Below are 2,844 nucleotides of genomic sequence, written 5' to 3' on the forward strand. Positions count from 1 at the left end.
GCTCGTCGTCGCGGGAGACCGCGCGACGGGCGTCGTCACGGCCGACGGCACCGAGCTGGGCGCCGGGCAGGTGGTGCTCGCCGCGGGCAGCCTCAGCGGGCGGCTCGCGGGCGTCCCGGCGGACGTACTGCCCCCCGTGCGTCCCGTGAAGGGGCAGGTGGTGCGGCTGACGATGCCCGTGCGGCACGGTCCCTTCCTGAACCGGACCGTGCGGGCCGTGGTGCGCGGCAGCCATGTCTACCTGGTGCCGCGCGAGAACGGCGAGCTGGTGATCGGGGCGACCAGCGAGGAGATGGGCTGGGACACCACCGTGACCGCGGGCGGCGTGTACGAGCTGCTGCGTGACGCCCACGAGCTGGTCCCCGGCATCACCGAGCTGCCGCTGACCGAGACCCTGGCCGGACTGCGCCCCGCCTCCCCCGACAACGCGCCGCTGCTCGGCCCGACGGAGCTCGAGGGGCTGCTGCTCGCCACCGGCCACTACCGCAACGGCGTCCTGCTGACGCCGGTCACCGGCGACGCCATGGCGGAGGCCCTGACCACCGGCGCCCTGCCGGAGGTGGCCCGTCCGTTCACCCCCCGGCGCTTCGGCGCCGCCGTCCGCACGGAGCAGCCCGCATGAACATCTCGGTCAACGGGGAGCGCCGGGAGTTCGCGCCCGGCACCGCTCTCGACCTCGTCGTGAAGTCACTCACCGCGGCCCCCTCGGGGGTGGCCGCCGCCCTCAACGAAACCGTCGTTCCGCGCGCGCAGTGGCCCGCCACGCCCCTCAGCGAGGGTGACCGCGTGGAAGTCCTGACCGCCGTCCAGGGAGGCTGACCATGGCCGACGATCCGTTCCTCCTCGGTGGTACGTCCTTCACGTCCCGCCTGATCATGGGCACCGGCGGGGCGCCGAGCCTCGACGTGCTGGAGCGGGCGCTGGTGGCGTCCGGGACGGAGCTGACGACCGTCGCGATGCGGCGGGTGGACCCCTCGGTGCACGGGTCCGTGCTGTCGGTGCTGGAGAAGCTGGGCATCCGGGTGCTGCCGAACACGGCGGGGTGCTTCACCGCCGGGGAGGCCGTGCTCACCGCGCGCCTCGCGCGGGAGGCGCTCGGCACTGACCTGGTCAAGCTGGAGGTCATCGCCGACGAACGGACGCTGCTGCCGGACCCGATCGAGCTGCTGGACGCGGCGGAGACGCTGGTCGACGACGGGTTCACGGTGCTGCCGTACACGAACGACGATCCGGTGCTGGCGCGGAAGCTGGAGGAGGTGGGGTGTGCGGCGATCATGCCGTTGGGGTCGCCGATCGGGTCGGGGCTGGGGATCCGGAATCCGCACAACTTCGAGTTGATCGTGGAGCGGGCGGGGGTGCCGGTGATCCTCGACGCGGGGGCGGGGACCGCGTCCGACGCGGCGCTGGCGATGGAGCTGGGGTGTGCGGGGGTGATGCTGGCGTCGGCGGTCACCCGGGCGCAGGAGCCGGTGCTGATGGCTTCCGCGATGCGGTGTGCGGTGGAGGCGGGGCGGCTGGCCCGGCTGGCGGGGCGGATTCCCCGGCGGTGGTTCGCCGAGGCGTCGTCTCCTGCGGAGGGCATGGCCGTGCTGGATCCCGAGCGGCCTGCTTTCTAGGCGCTGCTCGCTGGGGCCGGGCGGGGGTGGGTTTCGCTCGCCGACGCTCACAGGGTGCCTCCCCACTCTCGGCTTCTCCCCCACTCTCGGCTTCGCTCGAGCGGGGGGGACCCCATGAGCGGGAGGTACCCCCGCCGCCCACCCTCCCCCATCGCCCTGGGGGTACCTCCCAGGCCCTTGAGGCACTGGGGGAGGCACGACTGCCCGCGGTTGCGACGGCGTGGTTGTCCGCGGTCACGTATCGGGGCGGTGCACGTCACAGGTCCGCTTCAACGGAGGGCGAAGCGGACAGGGGTGTCGGTGGGGGCTCGTAGACTCGGGGCGTGGATACGACCCTTCAGGACCCCCTGGTCGGGCAGCTGCTCGACGGCCGGTATCGCGTCGAGGCGCGGATCGCGGTCGGCGGGATGGCCACGGTCTACCGGGCCGTGGACACCCGTCTGGACCGCATCCTCGCGCTCAAGGTGATGCACCCCTCCCTCGCGGCCGACGGCTCGTTCGTCGAGCGGTTCATCCGCGAGGCGAAGTCGGTCGCCCGGCTGGCCCACCCGAACGTGGTGCAGGTCTTCGACCAGGGCACCGACGGGGCGTACGTCTACCTGGCGATGGAGTACATCGCCGGCTGCACCCTGCGCGACGTGCTGCGCGAGCGCGGTGCGCTCCAGCCGCGCGCCGCGCTGGACATCCTGGAGCCGGTGCTGGCCGCGCTCGGCGCCGCGCACCGGGCCGGGTTCGTGCACCGGGACATGAAGCCCGAGAACGTGCTGATAGGGGACGACGGCCGGGTCAAGGTCGCCGACTTCGGGCTGGTCCGCGCCGTGGACTCGGTGACGAACACCACGGGCACCGTGCTGGGCACGGTCTCGTACCTGGCCCCCGAGCAGATCGAGAACGGCGTCGCCGACCCCCGCGTGGACGTCTACGCCTGCGGCATCCTGCTCTACGAGATGCTGACCGGCGAGAAGCCGCACGACGGCGACTCACCGGCGATCGTGCTCTACAAGCACCTGCACGACGACGTGCCGGCCCCGTCGGCCGCCGTGCCGGGCATGGCGTACGAGCTGGACGAGCTGGTCGCGTCGGCGACCGCCCGCAACCCCGAGGTCCGCCCGCACGACGCGGTGGCGCTGCTCGCGCAGGCCCGCGCGGGGCGCGGCCGGCTCACCGACGAGCAGCTCGACGCGGTGCCGCCGCAGGCGCTGACGTCGGAGCACGACAACGCCGAGGA

The 2,844-nt window shown here is 73.4% G+C and carries 4 protein-coding genes; all 4 read left to right on the forward strand.

Going from position 1 to position 2,844, the window contains the following annotated elements; translation table 11 throughout:
• Positions 1-622: FAD-dependent oxidoreductase (locus tag B7767_RS30420; RefSeq protein WP_143652704.1), on the forward strand; the 622-nt coding region annotated here is incomplete at its 5' end.
• The gene (gene thiS / locus B7767_RS30425; RefSeq protein ID WP_085574958.1) at positions 619-819 is read left to right on the forward strand and encodes a sulfur carrier protein ThiS; all 201 of its coding nucleotides are present in this window, start codon (positions 619-621) and stop codon (positions 817-819) included. The genes B7767_RS30420 and thiS, both read left to right, overlap by 4 nt.
• Positions 820-821: 2 nt before the next feature.
• Positions 822-1,616, forward strand: a complete 795-nt coding sequence (locus tag B7767_RS30430; protein WP_085574959.1) for a thiazole synthase — start codon at positions 822-824, stop codon at positions 1,614-1,616.
• Between the two features lie 323 nt (positions 1,617-1,939).
• A partial coding sequence (locus tag B7767_RS30435; protein ID WP_143652705.1) for a protein kinase occupies positions 1,940-2,844 on the forward strand: 905 nt, incomplete at its 3' end.

It is taken from the genome of Streptomyces sp. 13-12-16, assembly GCF_002114215.1.
Classification (GTDB): Bacteria; Actinomycetota; Actinomycetes; order Streptomycetales; family Streptomycetaceae; genus Streptomyces.

Bases quoted from the DNA above. Each gene is read 5' to 3' on its own strand.
- thiS (WP_085574958.1), top strand. From the start codon at position 619: ATGAACATCTCGGTCAACGGGGAGCGCCGGGAGTTCGCGCCCGGCACC.
- B7767_RS30430 (WP_085574959.1), top strand. From the start codon at position 822: ATGGCCGACGATCCGTTCCTCCTCGGTGGTACGTCCTTCACGTCCCGC.